20 protein-coding genes are annotated in these 17,774 nt (G+C 59.2%); 14 read left to right on the plus strand and 6 right to left on the minus strand.

All coding sequences use genetic code 11. From position 1 onward, the window contains the following. The first annotated feature begins 139 nt into the window (after positions 1-139). The 6 genes from B097_RS0105845 (at position 140) to B097_RS0105870 (ending at position 10,129) form a co-directional block, all read left to right on the plus strand. Positions 140-4,138 carry a DNA-directed RNA polymerase subunit beta' gene (locus tag B097_RS0105845; RefSeq protein WP_018581607.1) on the plus strand — a complete coding sequence of 1,333 codons (3,999 nt, stop codon included), beginning with the start codon at positions 140-142 and terminating at the stop codon, positions 4,136-4,138. 324 nt (positions 4,139-4,462) lie between these two features. After that, entirely contained in the window at positions 4,463-4,837 is a 375-nt protein-coding gene (rpsL, locus tag B097_RS0105850; protein WP_018581608.1) for a 30S ribosomal protein S12, read from the plus strand. Positions 4,838-4,839: 2 nt separating this feature from the next. After that, positions 4,840-5,307 carry a 30S ribosomal protein S7 gene (gene rpsG / locus B097_RS0105855; protein ID WP_018581609.1) on the plus strand — a complete coding sequence of 156 codons (468 nt, stop codon included), beginning with the start codon at positions 4,840-4,842 and terminating at the stop codon, positions 5,305-5,307. Between the two features lie 262 nt (positions 5,308-5,569). Further along, positions 5,570-7,696, plus strand: a complete 2,127-nt coding sequence (fusA, locus tag B097_RS0105860) for an elongation factor G (protein WP_018581610.1) — start codon at positions 5,570-5,572, stop codon at positions 7,694-7,696. A 423-nt stretch (positions 7,697-8,119) separates the two neighbouring features. After that, on the plus strand, positions 8,120-9,310 hold the full coding sequence (gene tuf / locus B097_RS0105865; RefSeq protein WP_018581611.1) for an elongation factor Tu: 1,191 nt from the start codon (positions 8,120-8,122) through the stop codon (positions 9,308-9,310). Between the two features lie 120 nt (positions 9,311-9,430). After that, positions 9,431-10,129: a hypothetical protein gene (locus B097_RS0105870; protein WP_018581612.1), complete on the plus strand. Its 699-nt coding sequence runs from the start codon at positions 9,431-9,433 to the stop codon at positions 10,127-10,129. On the opposite strand, the gene B097_RS0105875 is transcribed toward B097_RS0105870, so the two are convergent. The 6 genes from B097_RS0105875 to B097_RS0105900 all read right to left on the minus strand — a co-directional run bounded on the left by B097_RS0105875 (position 10,126) and on the right by B097_RS0105900 (position 12,827). Beyond that, positions 10,126-10,683, minus strand: coding sequence for a hypothetical protein (locus B097_RS0105875; protein WP_018581613.1), 558 nt, complete (start codon positions 10,681-10,683; stop codon positions 10,126-10,128). The two genes, B097_RS0105870 and B097_RS0105875, sit on opposite strands and share 4 nt — an antisense overlap. Then, positions 10,680-11,243 (minus strand): Asp23/Gls24 family envelope stress response protein, encoded by a 564-nt coding sequence (locus B097_RS12585; RefSeq protein WP_048402690.1) that lies wholly within the window; start codon positions 11,241-11,243, stop codon positions 10,680-10,682. Before B097_RS12585 ends, B097_RS0105875 begins: the two co-directional genes overlap by 4 nt. After that, positions 11,240-11,812, minus strand: coding sequence for an Asp23/Gls24 family envelope stress response protein (locus B097_RS0105885; protein ID WP_018581615.1), 573 nt, complete (start codon positions 11,810-11,812; stop codon positions 11,240-11,242). The genes B097_RS12585 and B097_RS0105885 overlap by 4 nt, the downstream gene beginning before the upstream one ends. Further along, positions 11,809-12,012 carry a DUF2273 domain-containing protein gene (locus tag B097_RS0105890; protein WP_018581616.1) on the minus strand — a complete coding sequence of 68 codons (204 nt, stop codon included), beginning with the start codon at positions 12,010-12,012 and terminating at the stop codon, positions 11,809-11,811. The genes B097_RS0105885 and B097_RS0105890 overlap by 4 nt, the downstream gene beginning before the upstream one ends. Next, entirely contained in the window at positions 12,009-12,353 is a 345-nt protein-coding gene (locus tag B097_RS0105895; RefSeq protein WP_018581617.1) for an Asp23/Gls24 family envelope stress response protein, read from the minus strand. The genes B097_RS0105890 and B097_RS0105895 overlap by 4 nt, the downstream gene beginning before the upstream one ends. Before the next feature lie 9 nt (positions 12,354-12,362). Then, positions 12,363-12,827, minus strand: coding sequence for an Asp23/Gls24 family envelope stress response protein (locus B097_RS0105900; RefSeq protein ID WP_018581618.1), 465 nt, complete (start codon positions 12,825-12,827; stop codon positions 12,363-12,365). A 696-nt stretch (positions 12,828-13,523) separates the two neighbouring features. Between B097_RS0105900 and rpsJ the strand changes: the two genes are divergently transcribed. The 8 genes from rpsJ to rpsC are packed head-to-tail and all read left to right on the plus strand — an operon-like array spanning position 13,524 to position 17,769. Next, positions 13,524-13,829, plus strand: coding sequence for a 30S ribosomal protein S10 (gene rpsJ / locus B097_RS0105905; RefSeq protein WP_018297782.1), 306 nt, complete (start codon positions 13,524-13,526; stop codon positions 13,827-13,829). Positions 13,830-13,868: 39 nt separating this feature from the next. After that, a complete protein-coding gene (gene rplC / locus B097_RS0105910; protein ID WP_018581619.1) occupies positions 13,869-14,525 on the plus strand; it encodes a 50S ribosomal protein L3 in 657 nt (218 codons plus the stop codon). Further along, the gene (gene rplD / locus B097_RS0105915; protein ID WP_018581620.1) at positions 14,522-15,187 is read left to right on the plus strand and encodes a 50S ribosomal protein L4; all 666 of its coding nucleotides are present in this window, start codon (positions 14,522-14,524) and stop codon (positions 15,185-15,187) included. The genes rplC and rplD overlap by 4 nt, the downstream gene beginning before the upstream one ends. Continuing rightward, a complete protein-coding gene (gene rplW / locus B097_RS0105920; RefSeq protein WP_018581621.1) occupies positions 15,187-15,489 on the plus strand; it encodes a 50S ribosomal protein L23 in 303 nt (100 codons plus the stop codon). Before rplD ends, rplW begins: the two co-directional genes overlap by 1 nt. A gap of 33 nt (positions 15,490-15,522) precedes the next feature. Then, a complete protein-coding gene (gene rplB / locus B097_RS0105925; protein ID WP_018581622.1) occupies positions 15,523-16,359 on the plus strand; it encodes a 50S ribosomal protein L2 in 837 nt (278 codons plus the stop codon). Between the two features lie 16 nt (positions 16,360-16,375). Further along, the gene (gene rpsS / locus B097_RS0105930) at positions 16,376-16,651 is read left to right on the plus strand and encodes a 30S ribosomal protein S19 (RefSeq protein ID WP_018581623.1); all 276 of its coding nucleotides are present in this window, start codon (positions 16,376-16,378) and stop codon (positions 16,649-16,651) included. A 3-nt stretch (positions 16,652-16,654) separates the two neighbouring features. Continuing rightward, positions 16,655-17,026, plus strand: coding sequence for a 50S ribosomal protein L22 (gene rplV, locus B097_RS0105935; protein WP_018581624.1), 372 nt, complete (start codon positions 16,655-16,657; stop codon positions 17,024-17,026). Continuing rightward, positions 17,026-17,769, plus strand: a complete 744-nt coding sequence (rpsC, locus tag B097_RS0105940) for a 30S ribosomal protein S3 (protein ID WP_018581625.1) — start codon at positions 17,026-17,028, stop codon at positions 17,767-17,769. The genes rplV and rpsC overlap by 1 nt, the downstream gene beginning before the upstream one ends. Positions 17,770-17,774: the final 5 nt, after the last annotated feature.

Here is a 17,774-nt window from a genome sequence, read left to right on the forward strand (position 1 = left end):
GCGGGAGTGCCCTCACGCTCCCTCGCTTCACCTTTACTAGGTGGAGCTAGGGGAGTGCGGCGGCACCCTCTGAACCGCATTTAGACTCTGAAATTTTTCGCAATCGATCCTCCCGTTTGGGAGGTGAAAGGGAATTTACGTGTTTGACGTAAACCTCTTCGACGAGCTCCGCATCGGCCTGGCCACTGCCGACGACATCCGCCGCTGGTCCCATGGCGAGGTCAAGAAGCCGGAGACCATTAACTACCGCACGCTCAAGCCAGAGAAGGACGGCCTGTTCTGCGAGCGTATTTTCGGCCCTACCCGTGACTGGGAGTGTGCTTGTGGCAAGTACAAGCGCGTCCGTTACAAGGGCATCATCTGTGAACGCTGTGGCGTTGAGGTAACCAAGTCCAAGGTGCGTCGTGAGCGCATGGGCCACATTGAGCTGGCCGCACCCGTGACCCACATTTGGTACTTCAAGGGTGTTCCTTCCCGCCTGGGCTACCTGTTGGACCTGGCGCCGAAGGACCTTGAGCGCATCATCTACTTCGCTGCGAACATCATTACCAGCGTTGACGATGAGGCACGCCACGCAGACATGTCCACCCTTGAGGCGGAGATGATACTGGAAAAGCGCGAGGTAGAGCAGGACGTTGAGTCCGACATCGCTGAGCGCGCCCAGAAGCTGGAGGAAGACCTCGCAGCTCTGGAGGCCGAGGGTGCCAAGGCAGATGCACGCAACAAGGTGCAGAAGGCTGCCGACAAGGAAATGCAGAACATGCGCGACGCCGGTGAACGCGAGGTGGAACGCCTCGACGAGATCTGGCAGACCTTTGTGAAGCTGGCCCCGAAGCAGATGATTATCGACGAGAACCTCTACGAGGAACTCGTGGACCGCTACGAGGACTACTTCACTGGCGGCATGGGTGCTGAAGCACTGCAGACCCTGATCCGTGGCTTCGACCTGGATGCGGAAGCTGAAGAGCTGAACCACATCATCGCCGAAGGCAAGGGCCAGAAGAAGCAGCGTGCCTTGAAGCGCCTGAAGGTTGTTGCAGCCTTCCAGCGCTCTGGTAACGATCCTGCTGGCATGATTCTTGACGCGATTCCGGTGATCCCACCAGAGCTGCGTCCGATGGTCCAGCTTGACGGTGGCCGTTTCGCCACCTCGGACCTGAACGACCTGTACCGCCGCGTGATCAACCGCAACAACCGTTTGAAGCGCATGATCGAGCTGGGTGCACCAGAGATCATCGTGAACAACGAGAAGCGCATGCTGCAGGAGTCTGTTGACGCGCTGTTCGACAACGGCCGTCGCGGCCGCCCAGTCACTGGCCCGGGCAACCGCCCACTGAAGTCCCTGTCTGACCTGCTGAAGGGTAAGCAGGGTCGCTTCCGCCAGAACCTGCTGGGTAAGCGTGTGGACTACTCTGGCCGTTCGGTGATTATCGTCGGTCCGCAGCTGAAGCTGCACGAGTGTGGTCTGCCGAAGCTGATGGCTTTGGAGCTGTTCAAGCCGTTCGTGATGAAGCGTCTGGTCGACAATGACTATGCGCAGAACATCAAGTCCGCGAAGCGCATGGTGGAGCGCCAGCGCCCTGAGGTGTGGGACGTCCTTGAAGAGGCGATTTCTGAGCATCCAGTGCTGCTGAACCGCGCACCAACCCTGCACCGTCTGGGCATCCAGGCCTTTGAGCCGAAGCTGGTCGAGGGTAAGGCTATCCAGCTGCACCCACTGGCCTGTGAGGCGTTCAACGCTGACTTCGACGGTGACCAGATGGCAGTTCACCTGCCGCTGTCCGCTGAAGCACAGGCTGAGGCACGCATCCTCATGCTGTCGTCGAACAACATCCTGTCCCCGGCATCGGGCAAGCCACTGGCTCTGCCACGCCTGGACATGGTGACCGGCCTCTACTTCTTGACCATGAAGAAGGGCGAGGACGAGATCGGCGGCCAGGGCCCATACCGCGAGGCTGACTCCGAAGGTCCGGCACGTGGCGTGTACTCCTCGCACCGTGAGGCGATCATGGCGAAGGACCGCGGCGCACTCGGCCTGCAGGCTCCCATCAAGGTGCGCATTGACCACCTGCGTCCAACCCCAGAAATCGAGGCTGAACAGTTCCCCGATGGTTGGGAAAAGGGCCAGGCGTGGATGATGGACACCACCTTGGGCCGCATCCAGTTCAATGAGCTGCTGCCATACAACTTCCCGTACCAGGAAGGCGCCATGGTCCGTAAGGGCGGTGGCGATGACAAGGTGCTTCTGGGCGACATCATCGCTGAGATGGTAGAGAAGTACCCGATGATCACCGTGGCGCAGACGCTGGACAAACTGAAGGATGCCGGTTTCTACTGGTCGACTCGTTCTGGCGTGACCATCTCGATGTCTGACGTTCTGGTTCTGCCGAACAAGGATGAGATCCTTGAGCAGTACGAGAAGGAAGCAGAAGAGATTGAGCGCAAGTTCTGGGAGAAGGGTGCGCTGACGGAGGAGAACCGTTACGACCGCCTCGTGGAGCTGTGGCAGGATGCCACGAACCAGGTTGGCCAGGCCGTGGAGGATCTCTACCCGGACGACAACCCAATTCCGATGATCGTGAAGTCCGGTGCTGCCGGTAACATGCGTCAGATCTGGACCCTGGCCGGCATGAAGGGCATGGTCGTGAACTCGCGTGGTGAGTACATCACCCGTCCGATTAAGACCTCCTTCCGCGAAGGCCTGTCGGTGTTGGAGTACTTCAACAACTCCCACGGTTCCCGTAAGGGTCTGGCCGATACGGCTCTGCGTACCGCTGACTCCGGTTACCTCACTCGCCGTCTGGTGGACGTGGCGCAGGATGTCATTGTCCGCGAGGATGACTGTGGCACCCGCCAGGGTGTGCGTGTCCCGGTCGCCGAGAAGGTGGGCGAGGGCAAGTTCGTCCGCCACGAGCTGGTGGAGACCTCGGTGTCTGGTCGCGTGGTGGCAAATGACATCACCGACGCTGCCGGCAACATCGTCGTCGAGGCAGGCACCAACCTGTCTGAGGCGCTCATCGACAAGATCGTTGAGGCAGGCCATGAGCAGATCAAGGTCCGCTCGGTCCTGACCTGCCAGACCCCAACCGGTGTGTGCGCGAAGTGCTACGGCAAGTCCATGGCTTCCGGCCACTTGGTCGATATCGGCGAGGCAGTGGGTATTGTCGCTGCTCAGTCGATTGGTGAGCCTGGCACCCAGCTGACGATGCGTACGTTCCACCAGGGTGGTGTCGGCGGCGACATTACCGGCGGTCTACCACGTGTGCAGGAGCTGTTCGAGGCCCGCGTGCCGAAGAACCGCGCCCCGATCGCGTCGGTTGCCGGTACGGTCTCGCTTTCCGACGAGGGCAACTTCTGGACCCTCACCATTACCCCGGACGATGGTTCGGACGATGTGGTGTACGAGAAGCTGTCGAAGCGTCAGGGCCTGGCACAGGTGCGTCGTCCAATGGAGTCCAACCCGGATGCCATGATCGAGCGCTCTCTGCGCGAAGGTGACCACGTTGAGGTGGGCGACCGTCTGCTGCGCGGTGCGGCTGACCCGCACGACGTGCTCGAGGTTCTGGGCCGTCGCGGTGTGGAGAAGCACTTGATCGATGAGGTGCAGGCCGTGTACCGCACCCAGGGTGTGTCCATTCACGACAAGCACATCGAGATCATCATTCGCCAGATGCTGCGCCGTGGCACTGTCATCGACGCGGGATCCACCCAGTACCTCCCAGGTACTTTGGCGGATCTGTCCGAGGCGAAGCAGGTCAACTCTGGTGTGGTCGCCGATGGTGGTCAGCCTGCAGAGTTGCGCTCCGAGATCATGGGTATCACCAAGGCGTCGCTTGCGACCGAGTCCTGGCTGTCCGCCGCCTCGTTCCAGGAGACCACGCGTGTGCTCACTGATGCTGCGATCAACCGTCGTTCCGACCAGCTGATCGGTCTGAAGGAGAACGTGATCATCGGTAAGCTCATCCCGGCTGGTACTGGTATCTCACGCTACCGCAACATCTCCGTGAAGCCGACCGAGGCCGCACGTTCCGTGGCGTACTCGATCCCAAGCTTCGGCGACTCCATCTACGGCGATGATGGCTACGGTGAGTTCACCGGCGCCTCCGTCCCGCTGGATGAGTACGGATTCGACATGTAAAACGCAGGCCTCTGGCTAATTCGGTCTGCTTAACGACGATAGGCCCCGCCTTTTCCTGGTCTAAACAGGAGAGGCGGGGCCTTCGTCGTAAAGCGGCGTTTTGATCCTGAAGGGTTGCTGTAGTAGTGTTATGCGGGTATCCCACGTCTAGATGGTGGGAGCCTGATTTTTTACCCAGTAGGCCAGCGAGAGCGGCTGACTGGTTTTTGCACGTTTAAATGCAAGAAGATGAAACCAGGCATTACAGCTTGAAATGCCAAGCTTTCCAAACAATCGGTCGGCATCCCCGGCCGGAAGCCGATCAGATCAACAGAAAGACGGTTCATGCCAACTATCCAGCAGCTGGTCCGCAAGGGCCGCCACGATAAGAGCCAGAAGGTTGCTACGGCAGCCCTGAAGGGTTCCCCGCAGCGTCGTGGCGTGTGCACCCGCGTGTACACCACCACTCCGAAGAAGCCTAACTCTGCACTGCGTAAGGTTGCCCGTGTGCGCCTGACGTCCGGTATTGAGGTTTCTGCTTACATCCCAGGTGAGGGCCACAACCTCCAGGAGCACTCCATGGTGCTTGTCCGTGGTGGTCGTGTGAAGGACCTCCCAGGTGTTCGCTACAAGATCGTCCGCGGCGCTCTGGACACCCAGGGTGTCAAGGACCGCAAGCAGGCCCGCTCCCGCTACGGTGCAAAGAAGGGTGGCAACTAAAAATGCGTAAGAATTCCGCGCCAAAGCGCGCAGTAGTCAAGGACCCGGTATACGACTCTGAGCTGGTCACCCAGCTGGTTAACAAGGTGCTTGTCGACGGCAAGAAGTCCGTTGCAGAGCGCATTGTTTACGGCGCTCTTGAGAAGTGCCGTGAGAAGACCGGTACCGACCCAGTGGGCACCCTGGAGAAGGCACTGGGCAACATTCGCCCAGACCTTGAGGTTCGCTCCCGCCGTGTTGGTGGCGCAACCTACCAGGTTCCAGTTGAGGTCCGCCCAGGCCGTTCCAACACCCTCGCACTGCGCTGGATGGTGATGTTCACCCGTCAGCGTCGTGAGAACTCGATGGTGGAGCGTCTGGCTAATGAGATCCTCGATGCGTCGAACGGTCTCGGTGCATCTGTGAAGCGTCGTGAGGACATGCACAAGATGGCTGAGGCTAACCGTGCATTCGCTCACTACCGCTGGTAATCAGAGCCTTTATATGAACACTGCTAAAGACCCGGCCGCCGGTGGACGACGAAGCGTTCGCGAACTGCATACAGTTGCGTAAGCGTGGAGTTTCTACCGCGTTCGGGTCATTGGCTTATTGCGGGTGAGGAAGCAGAGATGCCTTCTACCCCCGCTCACGCTGCCACATCCGACAAGTAGTGGCACAATTGATCGAGAACTATTCACAAACGGCGTCGCCTGAAGGCAAGACGTCAACGACAAACTAAGTTGGGGTAATACTGTGGCACAAGAAGTGCTTAAGGACCTGAACAAGGTGCGCAACATCGGCATCATGGCGCACATCGATGCCGGTAAGACCACCACTACTGAGCGAATCCTGTTCTACACGGGTATCAATCGCAAGGTTGGCGAGACCCACGACGGTGGCGCGACCACCGACTGGATGGAGCAGGAGCAGGAGCGTGGCATCACGATTACTTCTGCAGCCGTGACCTGTTTCTGGGAAGGCAACCAGATCAACATCATTGACACCCCTGGGCACGTGGACTTCACCGTTGAGGTGGAGCGTTCCCTGCGTGTCCTGGACGGCGCGGTTGCTGTCTTCGACGGCAAGGAAGGTGTGGAGCCACAGTCTGAGCAGGTGTGGCGTCAGGCTGCGAAGTACGACGTTCCACGTATCTGCTTCGTCAACAAGATGGACAAACTCGGTGCAGACTTCTACTTCACCGTTGGCACCATCGAGGACCGCCTGGGCGCGAAGCCATTGGTCATGCAGCTGCCAATCGGTGCAGAGGACGACTTCGACGGCGTTGTCGACCTGCTCGAAATGAAGGCACTGACCTGGCGCGGCAAGGTTGAGGTTGGCGCTGAGGCAACTGTTGAGGAGATCCCAGCAGACCTGCAGGAGCGTGCTGAAGAGTACCGCGAGAAGCTCATCGAGACCGTTGCTGAGTCCGATGAAGAGCTCATGGAGAAGTACTTCGGCGGCGAAGAGCTGACCATCGACGAGATCAAGGGCGCCATCCGCAAGATGGTGGTCAACTCTGAGATCTACCCTGTGTACTGCGGTACCGCATACCGCAACAAGGGCATCCAGCCACTGCTGGACGCAGTCGTTGACTTCCTGCCTAATCCACTCGACGTGGGCGAGGTTCACGGTGTCGCAATGGACGACGAGTCCAAGGAGCTGACCCGTACGCCATCCGTGGAGTCCCCATTCTCCGCACTGGCATTCAAGATCGCAGTTCACCCATTCTTCGGTAAGCTCACCTACGTCCGCGTCTACTCCGGCCAGGCCAACCCAGGCGAGCAGATGCTGAACTCCACGAAGAACTCTAGGGAGCGCGTGGGCAAGCTGTTCCAGATGCACGCGAACAAGGAGAACCCGGTTGAGCACGCTGATGCGGGTAACATCTACGCGTTCATCGGTCTGAAGCACACCACTACCGGTGACACCCTGTGTGACCCAGCGAACCCGATCATCCTTGAGTCCATGGACTTCCCGGATCCTGTGATCCAGGTTGCTATTGAGCCAAAGACCAAGGCTGACCAGGAGAAGCTTGGTACCGCTATTCAGAAGCTGTCTGAAGAGGACCCAACCTTCACCGTCCGTTTGGACGAAGAGTCCGGCCAGACCGTGATTGGCGGCATGGGCGAGCTGCACCTTGACGTTCTTGTTGACCGTATGAAGCGCGAATTCAAGGTTGAGGCGAATATCGGTTCCCCACAGGTTGCTTACCGCGAGACCATCCGCAAGAAGGTGGAGTCCCTCGACTACACCCACAAGAAGCAGACTGGTGGTTCGGGTCAGTTCGCAAAGGTCATCGTTACCATCGAGCCTTACAACCCAGACCCATCTGAGCTGGAAGAGGGCGATTCCCCTTCGTACAAGTTCGTCAACGAGGTCACTGGTGGCCGCGTTCCAAAGGAATACATCCCATCCGTGGATGCAGGTATCCAGGACGCAATGCAGTACGGCTACCTGGCTGGCTACCCACTGGTTAACATCAAGGCAACGCTGGAAGATGGCGCGTACCACGACGTTGACTCCTCGGAGATGGCCTTCAAGCTGGCTGGTTCCCAGCTGCTGAAGGAAGCTGTCGCCAAGGCGAAGCCAGTTCTGCTGGAGCCAGTGATGGCTGTTGAAGTTGTCACCCCAGAGGAATACATGGGTGCAGTCAACGGCGACATCAGCTCCCGTCGTGGCCAGGTCCACGCAATGGAGGACCGCTCCGGCGCGAAGGTTGTCAAGGCGAAGGTTCCATTGTCCGAGATGTTCGGTTACATTGGTGACCTGCGTTCCAGCACTGCTGGCCGCGCAAACTTCACCATGGTCTTCGATTCCTACGCTGAGGTTCCATCCTCCGTGGCTCAGGAGATCATCGACGAGCGCAACGGCAACGCATAAGCCGGAACCGATCGTCGCGCAGGAAACCGTTCGCGGTAAAATGCGAGAGTGGCTTCTTTCCCCGGGGTAAAACCTCTCGGGGCTGCGCGGGGGCTCTGTGCCAGGGCCCCACGCAGTAGGGAAGCAATAACAAAATCTTCTAGGCGGTTGCGGCTGGGCTGAGATACCACCCGGTCACTGTGGTGTTTGAGCCGGCCGTTACCCTCTAGGTTGATTCAAGATCTTGAATCGGCCGAAGATTGATATCACGTCCGCGTGCTGTCAGTTTGAAAAACGGCCTCGAGAAATCTAGGATCATGTAACTGGCACATTGTGAAATGGCCGTAGTCGAAACCTCCCACACTAGGCGGGGTATCGGCGAGGCATCTGTAAACCCCGTGGCTGCGAGAGTCGTAGCCACAATGAAGTCCAGGAGGACATACAGTGGCAAAGGCGAAGTTCGAGCGTACAAAGCCGCACGTTAACATCGGCACCATCGGTCACGTTGACCACGGTAAGACCACCACCACCGCTGCAATCACCAAGGTGCTTGCAGACCAGTACCCTGAGGAGAACGAGTCCTTCGCATACGACGCGATTGACAAGGCTCCTGAGGAGCGCGAGCGTGGTATTACCATCAACATCTCCCACGTGGAGTACAACACCCCTAAGCGCCACTACGCGCACGTTGACGCTCCAGGCCACGCCGACTACATCAAGAACATGATCACCGGCGCAGCTCAGATGGACGGCGCAATCCTGGTTGTTGCTGCAACTGACGGCCCAATGCCTCAGACCCGTGAGCACGTTCTGCTGGCTCGCCAGGTTGGCGTTCCTTACATCCTCGTTGCACTGAACAAGTGCGACATGGTTGACGATGAGGAAATCATCGAGCTCGTCGAGATGGAGGTCCGCGAGCTTCTGGCTGAGCAGGACTATGACGAAGAGGCTCCAATCGTTCAGATCTCCGCTCTGGGCGCCCTGAACGGCGAGCAGAAGTGGGTCGACTCCATCGTCGAGCTGATGGAAGCTTGCGACGAGTCCATCCCAGACCCAGTCCGCGAGACCGACCGTGACTTCCTGATGCCAGTTGAGGACATCTTCACCATTTCCGGCCGCGGCACCGTCGTGACCGGCCGTGTTGAGCGTGGTGTCCTGAACGTCAACGATGACGTTGAGATCATCGGCATCAAGGAAAAGCCAGTCACCACCACCGTCACCTCCATCGAGATGTTTAACAAGCTTCTCGACACCGCTGAGGCTGGCGACAACGCTGCACTGCTGCTCCGCGGCACCAAGCGTGAGGATGTTGAGCGTGGCCAGGTCATCATCAAGCCAGGCGCATACACTCCTCACACCAAGTTCGAGGGTTCCGTCTACGTTCTGTCCAAGGACGAGGGCGGCCGCCACACCCCATTCTTCGACAACTACCGTCCTCAGTTCTACTTCCGTACCACTGACGTGACCGGCATTGTCAAGCTGCCAGAGGGCACCGAGATGGTCATGCCAGGCGACAACGTCGACATGTCCGTCGAGCTGATCCAGCCTGTCGCAATGGACGAGGGCCTGCGCTTCGCTATCCGCGAGGGCTCCCGTACCGTTGGTGCAGGCCGCGTCACCAAGATCATCGAGTGATCCAACTGACGCGCTAGGCATCTAGCGTTAACGTCTAACGCCGCCAGACACATTGTGTCCGGCGGCGTTTTGCTTTGCCTGGCTCAAGATAGCGCGCGCAACCGCGTAGGATTAACCCTCATGGAAGATCCCACCCGTATCCCGCGAGTCCTCGAAGAGTTACGCACCACGTGGGAAGGCCAGCCCAACATAAGTCTTCCCACCCTCTTCGGCATCTTGGCCAATAGGGGAGTGGCCTGGGGAACTACCGACGAGGAACTCATCGCCGCCCTACGTGAAGAAGCCCTACGCCACCCGGCTGACCTGCCACGCGACGAATCGGGGCGCGCCACAACTTCCGCGCTGGTCACCACGACCAATCCGGATTTGCGCGTCACATGCACCCCCACTGAAGTTATCGTCCGGGTAGCATCTGAGTCTCAGCGACAGCCAGGTGTGTGGGGCTACGCCGCTCTACGGCCCACAGGACCAGGTCGACTTCTTGTGCTGACTGATCACGAGGGCATTGAGCACAAGCTCGGAATCGTAACACTCATCACGGTGCTTGACGACGAAAACACGCGCGCGACCACTCTCGACGGGTTAGAGCGAGCCGACAGGGACAACAGGGAATGGTTGATTACCACCACTGATGGGCGGCGCCATGTGCTCGGGCACTCGCTATCTACCTGGGATGCCCAGCGCCGGCACGTCGATACCTCTACGAAGAAATGGACGCGGGTGGCCACGTGTAGCGTTGGTCAGCCGTTGGTGGTGGACACGCCACAAGGGCAGGAGGAGCTAGGGATCGTCGACACGGTCGTCCTGCTGGAAGATTAAAGCTCCACGCGGGAGAGATGCAGTTTGTAGACCGTGTCGATGTCCATGTCCTCAACTGCATCCCGCAGATCAACTTCCATGCCGTCGATCAGGTCGACGATCGCCTGGAGGTCCGCGGAGGGGTCGGTGTCAAGGGTAAAGGTAATCGTCGGGCGCTTCCCAATGGTTGCTACAGACGTATCCACCTTGTTGATGGCCTCGTTCTGGCAGAGGTAATTGCCAATGGCTTGGGCAAACTTCGCCAAGTGGATCGTGGTTGTCCCAGGATCGTCCTCGCCGGTGACTTCGCGCTTGGAGAATCCTCGGCCGCGCAAGTTGTTCACCATCATCGAGACACCACCGATGATCAGCAGCGCCGCAAGCGCGATGAGGGCCCAGATATACCAGCCGCTGTCAGCGGTATCGGTCAGCACGGAACGGTCGATGCCGCGTAGCCAGTCGCTGACGTAGGGGATGTCAAAAAACAGCCCGGCGGGGACCAGCCCTGCAACCAGAAGCAGGACGCCAACCAAAAAGATGGTTAGGCGGTCGATGACAGCAAGAGAGGTCTTCACTGGACCTCCCGGGGCTCAACGGGGTCCACCTGCACGGTGATCCGCGGTGGCTTCACCAACACAGCTAGTTCCGAACGCAGAGAATTCTGGATCTCTTCAGCAAGCTCTTCGCTGCCATCGCTGTGGGCCATAGCAACTGTCAAGCGCTTGCGGTTGGCGCGCGAGCTGATGTCGTCAGAGCCGAAATCGCGACGCACAGCTGCGGTAGATTTTCGCGCGACATCCACAGGCCGCATCCACACCGAAGAATTCGCAGCCACGCGCATGTGGGTGCGCCGGCGCGGCCGCAGCGCAGCAACCATCAGCCACAGGCCCACCAGCGCGACCACCACGCCGATGATAACGCCAAGCATGTCCACCTCGGCGGTAGCCAAGAAATCAAGCGCAGTAGCGATCCAGCCTTCAGCTGGGTCGGTGCCCTTAAAAAGGAACCACGCATCACGGATCGCAACGCCGGCAAGGATCAGCAGCACGACCCCAAGGACGACAGTGAGCACTCGCGCGGCAGGATGGGGCCGGGGCTCTGCACCTACACCAGTGCCTTTACCGGGTGTACTCATACAAATTCTCCTATCGGTGACACGGTAATCGGACGCAACGGAACAGGTTGAGGCACCGCCGGTGGCCGCAGCGGACGCGGGGACTTAACGACGATTGGTCGCAGCGGTGCATGCTGCTTCACTTGGAAGGAGCGCAGCTTCTTCGTCGATNCGCGAATAGGTGTGGTCCATACTGTTGGACTGTGCTCTGCGAGTTGCTGGCGGGTGATGCGGTGGCCTTCGGAGCATTCGGCAAAGGTGGATACGGTGATGTTGATGCGGGCGACCTCAAAACCCGTCATGCGGTAGACGTGCTCGCTGACCGTTTCGCGCACGCGCTCCACGATTGCGCGAGCCGGGGCAGGGAACTGGAGTGCTAGCTCTGCGTCAAAAGACACCTTCTTGCAGGGCCGGTCCATAATCGCCACATACTTCGGAAGCCGGCTGCCGGCCAGTCCCGCAAGTTTCGCGTCGCGTGTGATGGCACCGGGGACGGTCTCGGTGGCAACCACGGCAATCTTTTCGAAGATGCGCTCGGCGATACGGGTGGTGTGTTCGTCGTGAAGCTGTTCGTTCTCGGGCGTACTCATGAGCTACGACCTTTACCGGAAAGCGTGCTGATCATCTCTGCGACGTCCAGTTTGCCGTCGAGTTGGGCGCCGACGACGCCACCGATCGCGCCGAATAGCAGGACCCACAGGGGCCCGGACCAGCCGCCGATAATGACGGAAAAGGCCAGCACTACGCCGATGACAATGCCGAGTAGCGTCTTGTTCTCAAAGTTTTTCATAGCTGCCTCTTTGTTTCATTATCAGGCCCGGAAGCGCCCTGCGAGCTGGAGATGACATCGCCGATGGTCACGTCCACCACGTTCAACCCAGTGGCGCTGCGGACGGCATGGCGTACGGCCTCGGCAACGTCATACACGTTGCGTCCGGCATCGACATCCACCACTACGTGGGCTTCCAAGCCTTCCTCGCCGTCGCGCGACAGCGGCTTGAGGCCAACCACCCGCTCATTGGGGTAGAGCAACGCCACTTCGCCGTAGCGCCCGGGGTGCATGGCGGCTACACCGTCAATAGCCAGAACGGCCGCCTGGGCGAAGGTTGCATCGTCGATATCAATCATCATCTGTGGGGATTACTGTTCTACCTGCTTGTAGTCCTCGCCGTTGTCATCCAGGTTCGGCAGGTGGACGTCATGGACGGTCACATCGACCTTGTCGACGATCAACCCGGTCATCCGAGTAATCGCCGTCATGATGTTCTGGCGGATCGCCTGTGCCAGCTCGTGGATAGCCACACCGTACTCAGCGATGATCGCAACACCCACGGAGACGTGTCCCTCAACCACCTCGACGGTGACGCCCTGCTGGACATTCGAGGACGCGGTCAGGGATTCGCGGATCGCGCCCACCATGCGTGCGGCGCCGCCACCGAGGTTGTAGACGCCGGAGACCTCGCGCGCAGCCAGGCCAGCGATCTTGCCCACCACGGTGTCCTCAATGATGGTGGTGCCGTATTCCGTCACAAGGTTGAGGTTGGGCTCGCGCGGCGGGGTAGGGTCCTTGGGTGTTGGGGTATCGGGGGTAGTGGACGAAGTCATGAGTAACCTTTCAATACGCTCAAACTGTGAACTCAGTCTCTGAATGCGTGGGGTTGGGTGCACTTTCGGCGTGCCATGTGTCGTCGAAAAGCCCGCTCAACCGCGAAACGCATCGATAGCACTAACTCTACAGAAATTGCTCGCGCACGTTATTTGTCTTTTCGGGTCAAAGCATGCTTTAATACACAGGTTGCTTTAACAACGCCGAACGCGTTCATAGCAGACATGCTGTGAGGTATTCGGTGCTGGTGAGGCGAACATGACACCTTTGCACAGGCAATCGACGTAAGGCGGGAACCTGACGAAGGCTCCGAGATCGGGTACAGGCCAATGGGCACTTCCGAGACCGGGGACCGGAGAAGGGGCATGGCAAATAAACAGCGGCAGTACGTAAGGCACACGCTTTCTATCTCCTGGGAAACCTGGGGGCAGAACGTTTCCTTCCGAGTCTGACATCCCGCGCTCGACGCTTATCGACGAGCACGTGGCGGCAGCACTGATTGGCGCGCGTTTATTCGCCCGCTCCAGTTATCTACCGGGTCGTGTCAAGACAGTCATCAAGAATAAGACACTGGCGTTGGAGCCGTGGCCTAGTCCCGGACAACGTTATAGAGAAATCGAGAAGCTAAACCGCTTCACCTACGTCTCACCCAGGTGGGACGCAGTAAGTGGAGCGGATGCGAGGAAGAGGAAAGCGTGGCGGGACAAAAGATCCGCATTCGGCTGAAGGCCTACGACCACGAAGCCATCGACGCATCTGCAAAGAAGATCGTCGAAACGGTCACCCGCACGGGTGCACGTGTCGTTGGACCTGTGCCATTGCCAACCGAAAAGAACGTATGGGCCGTTATTCGTTCTCCACACAAATACAAGGACTCTCGCGAGCACTTCGAGATGCGCACTCACAAGCGCCTGATCGACATCCTCGACCCAACCCCGAAGACCGTTGACGCTCTGATGCGCATCGATCTTCCGGCTAGCGTCGACGTGAACATTCAGTAATCGCTGATCCCCGAAGACTTTTGTAGCGGAGAACAAACAATGACTAACACAGAGATCAAGGGCATTCTGGGCAAAAAGCTCGGCATGACTCAGATCTTCGACGACGAAAACCGTGTTATCCCGGTGACCGTCGTGGAAGCTGGGCCGTGCGTGGTTACCCAGATTCGCACCGAAGAAGTTGATGGCTACAACGCCATCCAGATCGCCTACGGCGAGATCGATCCCCGTAAGGCAAACAAGCCAGCAGCTGGCCACTTCAAGAAGGCAGGCGTGACCCCACGCCGCTACGTCGCAGAGCTTCGCATGGACGATGTCTCTGGCTACGAGCTTGGCCAGGAATTCACCGTGGATATCTTCGAGGGCGAGTCCTTCGTTGACGTCACCGGTATCACCAAGGGCCACGGCTTCGCAGGCGCTATGAAGCGTCACGGCTTTGCCGGCCAGGGTGCTGCACACGGTAACCAGGCGGCACACCGCCGCGTTGGTTCCATCGGCCAGTCCGCAACCCCAGGACGTGTGTTCAAAGGTAAGCGCATGGCAGGCCGCATGGGTGGGAACAAGGTGACCACCCAGAACCTGAAGATTCAGAAGATCGACGGTGAATCCAACCTGATCCTCATCAAGGGTGCTATCCCTGGTGCTAAGGGCAGCGTTGTTACCGTCAAGACCGCAGTGAAGGGCGGTGCTCACGCATGACCAACCTGACTCTTGACGTCCACACCGCTGACGGAAAGACCAATGGAACCGTTGAGCTTCCGGCAGAACTGTTCGACCGCGAAGCTTCCATCCCGCTGATGCACCAAGTTGTCACCGCACAGCTTGCTGCAGCGCGCCAGGGTACTCACAAGGTGAAGACCCGCGCAGAGGTACGTGGCGGCGGCCGCAAGCCGTACCGCCAGAAGGGTACGGGTCGCGCCCGCCAGGGCTCGATCCGTGCACCTCAGTTCACCGGCGGCGGCATCGTTCACGGACCAGTGCCACGCGATTACTCGCAGCGCACCCCGAAGAAGATGATTAAGGCTGCTTTGGCTGGTGCTCTGACCGACCGCGCCCGCAACGCACGTATCCACGTGGTTGAGGAGCTCGTCCCAGGCCAGAAGCCATCCACCAAGGAAGCTCGCGCATTCATCGAGCGTCTGACGGACCGTAAGAATGTTCTGCTGGTCGTCGGCCGCGAGGACGTAAACTCTCGTCGCAGCGCAAACAACCTGCCGAACGTTCACATCCTCGAGCCAACGCAGCTGAACACCTACGACGTCCTCAAGTCGGACGATGTCGTGTTCTCCGTCGAGGCTCTGCACACCCTGTCCCAGCGCTCCGGTGCTGCACAGGATGAGAAGGTCAAGGAGGCGAACTAATGGCTAAGACCGTTAACCCACGCGACATCATCATCGCACCAGTGCTGTCTGAGAAGACCTACGCACTGATGGAGCAGGACACCTACACCTTCCTGGTGGACCGTTCTGCAAACAAGACCCAGATCAAGATTGCCGTGGAGGACATCTTCGGCGTCTCGGTGGCGTCCGTGAACACCGTCAACCGCGAGGGAAAGCGCAAGCGCTCCCGCACCGGTTTCGGTAAGCGCAACGACACCAAGCGCGCATATGTTACTCTCCGCGATGGCAGCGACTCCATCGATATCTTCGGCGGCAACCTCTAAGCCCGCCCAAGACTTCGAAGTAAAGGACATATTATGGCTATTCGTAAGTACAAGCCGACAACCCCGGGTCGCCGTGCCAGCTCCGTTTCCGAGTTCAGCGAAATCACTCGCTCCACTCCGGAACGCACCCTGCTGGCTCCGCTCCCGAAGAAGGCTGGCCGCAACAAAAAGGGCCACATCACTACCCGTCACCGCGGCGGCGGCCACAAGCGTCGCTACCGCATCATCGACTTCCGTCGTAATGACAAGGACGGCGTAGAGGCAAAGGTCGCTCACATCGAGTACGACCCGAACCGCACCGCAAACATTGCACTGCTGCACTACTTTGATGGCGAGAAGCGTTACATCATCGCACCAAAGGGCCTGAAGCAGGGCATGATTCTCGAATCCGGTCCAAACGCAGACATCAAGGTGGGCAACAACCTGCCACTGCGCAACATCCCGACCGGTACCACCATCCACGCAGTGGAGCTGAAGCCAGGCGCAGGTGCAAAGCTCGCACGCTCCGCCGGCGCTTCGATCCAGCTGCTGGGTAAGGAAGGCACCTACGCTGTTCTGCGTATGCCATCCTCCGAAATCCGCCGCGTGGACATCCGCTGCCGCGCCACCATCGGTGAGGTCGGCAACGCTGACCAGATCAACATCCGCTGGGGTAAGGCTGGCCGTATGCGCTGGAAGGGTTGGCGCCCAACGGTCCGCGGTGTCGTTATGAACCCTGTGGATCACCCACACGGTGGTGGTGAAGGTAAGACTTCCGGTGGTCGTCACCCAGTGTCCCCTTGGGGCCAGAAGGAAGTTCGTACCCGCAAGCCAAACCGTTATTCCAACAACATGATTGTTCGTCGTCGTCGTTCGAACAAGAGCCGCTAAGAGGAGGTAAACAGACATGCCACGCAGCCTAAAGAAGGGCCCGTTCGTCGATGAGCACCTCCTCAACAAGGTTGATGCTCAGAACGAGAAGAACACCAAGCAGGTCATCAAGACCTGGTCTCGCCGTTCGACCATTCTCCCTGACTTCATTGGCCACACTTTCGCCGTCCACGACGGCCGCAAGCACGTGCCAGTGTTCGTCGATGAGTCCATGGTCGGCCACAAGCTCGGCGAGTTTGCACCAACAAAGACCTTTAAGGGTCACGTCAAGGACCAGAAGGGACGTCGATAAGCGATGAGTGACACCATCACCTCCGCAAGCGCGACGGCCAAGTACGTCCGCATCTCTCAGATGAAGGTCAACCGAGTTTTGGATCTCGTCCGCGGCAAGTCCGTGTCCGAGGCCCTGGCTATCCTGAAGTACGCACCACAGGGCGCAGCAAAGCCTGTCGCTAAGGTCGTCGCTTCGGCAGCAGCCAACGCCGAGAACAACTTCGGCCTGGACCCACGCACCCTCGTCGTATCCGAGTGCTACGCGACCGAAGGCCCAACCATGCGCCGCTACCAGCCGCGTGCACAGGGCCGCGCCTTCCAGATCCGTAAGCGCACCTCCCACATCACTGTTGTCGTCGCGTCGGAAGACGCAGCCAAGGAAGGGGCTAAGTAATGGGTCAGAAAATCCACCCACACGGCCTACGGTTGGGAATTACCGCAGACTGGAAGTCCCACTGGTACGCCGACAAGAACTACTCTGAGTACGTCGCTGAAGACATCAAGATCCGCGAGTTCCTGTCCACTGGACTGGACCGCGCAGGTATCGCTGATGTTGTCATCGAGCGCACTCGTGACCGTGTCCGCGTTGACATTCACACCGCCCGCCCGGGCATCGTGATTGGCCGCCGTGGCTCCGAGGCTGACCGCATCCGCCGTGAGCTGGAGAAGCTCACTGGCAAGATGGTTGCGCTGAACATCCTCGAGGTCAAGAACGTCGACGCCAACGCTAACCTCGTTGCGCAGTCGATCGCTGAGCAGCTGGTCAACCGTGTCGCATTCCGTCGTGCAATGCGCAAGTCGATCCAGTCCGCTATGCGTCAGCCACAGGTCAAGGGCATCAAGGTGCTCTGCTCCGGCCGTCTCGGTGGCGCAGAAATGTCCCGCGTTGAGCGTTACCACGAAGGCCGCGTTCCACTGCACACCCTGCGTGCAGAGATCGACTACGGCTTCGCAGAGGCTCACACCACCTTCGGCCGCATCGGCGTGAAGGTCTGGATCTACAAGGGCGACGTCGTTGGCGGCGTCCGTGAGTCCGAACTCAACGCACCGAACAATGAGCGTCGTGGCCGTGGCGATCGTCGCCCACGCCGCGGTGGCCAGCGCCGTCAGCGCGCTGAGCAGAAGAAGGAGGCATAAACCTT

It is taken from the genome of Corynebacterium pilosum DSM 20521 = CIP 103422 (assembly GCF_000373805.1).
GTDB classification, from domain to species: domain Bacteria; phylum Actinomycetota; class Actinomycetes; order Mycobacteriales; family Mycobacteriaceae; genus Corynebacterium; species Corynebacterium pilosum.

What these genes read in the sequence shown, in the direction of transcription:
- rplB (WP_018581622.1), top strand. Translation starts at nt 15,523, where the DNA reads ATGGCTATTCGTAAGTACAAGCCGACAACCCCGGGTCGCCGTGCCAGC.
- rplC (WP_018581619.1), top strand. Translation starts at nt 13,869, where the DNA reads ATGACTAACACAGAGATCAAGGGCATTCTGGGCAAAAAGCTCGGCATG.
- B097_RS0105900 (WP_018581618.1), bottom strand. Translation starts at nt 12,827, where the DNA reads ATGACTTCGTCCACTACCCCCGATACCCCAACACCCAAGGACCCTACC.
- rpsC (WP_018581625.1), top strand. Translation starts at nt 17,026, where the DNA reads ATGGGTCAGAAAATCCACCCACACGGCCTACGGTTGGGAATTACCGCA.
- B097_RS12585 (WP_048402690.1), bottom strand. Translation starts at nt 11,243, where the DNA reads ATGAGTACACCCGGTAAAGGCACTGGTGTAGGTGCAGAGCCCCGGCCC.
- rplV (WP_018581624.1), top strand. Translation starts at nt 16,655, where the DNA reads ATGAGTGACACCATCACCTCCGCAAGCGCGACGGCCAAGTACGTCCGC.
- rplW (WP_018581621.1), top strand. Translation starts at nt 15,187, where the DNA reads ATGGCTAAGACCGTTAACCCACGCGACATCATCATCGCACCAGTGCTG.
- rpsL (WP_018581608.1), top strand. Translation starts at nt 4,463, where the DNA reads ATGCCAACTATCCAGCAGCTGGTCCGCAAGGGCCGCCACGATAAGAGC.
- rpsS (WP_018581623.1), top strand. Translation starts at nt 16,376, where the DNA reads ATGCCACGCAGCCTAAAGAAGGGCCCGTTCGTCGATGAGCACCTCCTC.
- rpsG (WP_018581609.1), top strand. Translation starts at nt 4,840, where the DNA reads ATGCGTAAGAATTCCGCGCCAAAGCGCGCAGTAGTCAAGGACCCGGTA.
- B097_RS0105895 (WP_018581617.1), bottom strand. Translation starts at nt 12,353, where the DNA reads ATGATGATTGATATCGACGATGCAACCTTCGCCCAGGCGGCCGTTCTG.
- B097_RS0105890 (WP_018581616.1), bottom strand. Translation starts at nt 12,012, where the DNA reads ATGAAAAACTTTGAGAACAAGACGCTACTCGGCATTGTCATCGGCGTA.
- rplD (WP_018581620.1), top strand. Translation starts at nt 14,522, where the DNA reads ATGACCAACCTGACTCTTGACGTCCACACCGCTGACGGAAAGACCAAT.
- B097_RS0105870 (WP_018581612.1), top strand. Translation starts at nt 9,431, where the DNA reads ATGGAAGATCCCACCCGTATCCCGCGAGTCCTCGAAGAGTTACGCACC.